2 protein-coding genes and 1 pseudogene are annotated in these 1,571 nt (G+C 53.0%); all 3 read left to right on the top strand.

Features of this window, described 5'->3' with window-relative positions; translation table 11 throughout:
• Positions 1–577 (top strand): hypothetical protein (locus JL015_RS27515; protein WP_201020684.1); only part of this gene is annotated, 577 nt, incomplete at its 5' end.
• Positions 578–592: 15 nt separating this feature from the next.
• Entirely contained in the window at positions 593–1,378 is a 786-nt protein-coding gene (locus JL015_RS27510) for a hypothetical protein (protein WP_201020683.1), read from the top strand.
• Positions 1,378–1,571: pseudogene (locus JL015_RS27505) on the top strand (hypothetical protein); the annotation flags it as partial. The gene JL015_RS27510 and the pseudogene JL015_RS27505, both read left to right, overlap by 1 nt.

Below are 1,571 nucleotides of genomic sequence, written 5' to 3'. Positions count from 1 at the left end.
TTACGCAAGCGCGAGCACTGACACGAAGTACTACTGCTTTGATTTGATGGCTGATGATATTCCGGGCAGTCCTTACCTCAAGACGTTCCTGAACAATGGGGTGTGCACGTTCAATTCATTGCAGCCGCCGCTGAATATCGCCGGAGCAGTCCAGGCACCAGGCCCTGGCTCAGTCTGGCCAAATGGCAGGTACAGAGAGACGTACGCTGGCGGCGTGATGACCAGGCTTTCCTACTACTCAATGACCCAGCCAACCGGCGCAAACATTGCGTGCATCGTCAACATTGATGTGGGCGGCGCGGAGTGCGCCGTGTTCTTGCCCTGGAGCCGTACTGCCACAGTTATTGATAGCGAAGCGTGGTCGTTTACTCAGCCGTGGTCCTACGGTGTGGTTGAAGGGGCTTACGGACGAGTGGGTGGAATAAGCTTCATCTTCGCGGCAACAACGGAGGGAATCTTCAGCCAGTATGTGGGTACCGGCGCTTACAGCCCGGCTTCTTACGTCAATCTTCCGACCGACCGCTACCCGCAAGCTTTGTATATCAGAACTGCCGGACTTCCATTTCCTTACAGATAAAAAGGCCATATCTATATGCCGTGGTACAAAACCGGCACGGTTTCGTGCACTCAAAATTCAAACGCGGTTATCGGCTCTGGAACTTCATTTATTGCCAATAGCAGGGTAGGCGATGCTTTTCGCGGGCCGGATGGCGGGTGGTACGAAGTCACAAACGTGGCAAGCGACACTGCAATATCGATCTCCCCTGTTTATCAAGGAGCGAGCGTTGGCGCTGGTGGTTATGCGCTCGCTCCGATGCAGGGCTACGTGAAAGATTCGGCTGACGCGCTTCGCACGCTTGTAAACAAGTTCGGAAGTCTCGCGGCCTCGGCGTCCATCAACGCCCTTGCTGCTCTGACGGGTGTTGCTGGAAAGTTCCTGTACTTCACGGCGGCGGACAAGATGGCAGTCGCCAGCATCACCGACGTTGCTTACGCAAAGTCAAATATTCTCGGAACCGTTTCACAGTCGGCGGGTATCCCGACCGGCGCGATCATTGAACGAGGCAGCACGGCAAGTGGTGATTACGTAAAGTTTGCGGATGGAACTTTGATCTGCACAAGCGGAACAACGAATATCGCAACTCCAAGCTATGGTGCAAATACTAACAGCAATGTTTTTACAGTCACCTTTGCAGCAAACTTCTTTAACTCAAGTTTTCTGTTTATCGGTATCGCCGTGCCGAGCGCTTCATACGATGCTTTCGGCGCAACAAGCAGCTATCCAGCGTCCTCAAGCTCTGGCGGAATCACAATAAGAAACGGAGCATCCGCTCAGAGTTTCAACGTTCGTTATGTGGCAATCGGGAGATGGTTCTAATGAAGATTTATTTGGCTCCACAACGACGCGATGACAGTCTTGAAGTTGTCAAAAGCGGTAATGTTCTGGTCTTGAATGGTGAGTCGTTTGATTTCACTCGAATGGTTGATGGCGACACGCTGCCCGCAAGCGCGATCAGCTCGCCGTTCTTTGTGGGCAATGTCGACAACATCGGCGGAGAGCTTGAGCTGAC

Origin of the sequence: Pseudomonas cichorii (assembly GCF_015471405.1) — a bacterium.
Lineage (GTDB): Bacteria > Pseudomonadota > Gammaproteobacteria > Pseudomonadales > Pseudomonadaceae > Aquipseudomonas > Aquipseudomonas serbiensis.
Note: the sequence above shows the minus strand (reverse complement) of the source record. Positions and strands in the feature narration are given on the sequence as shown.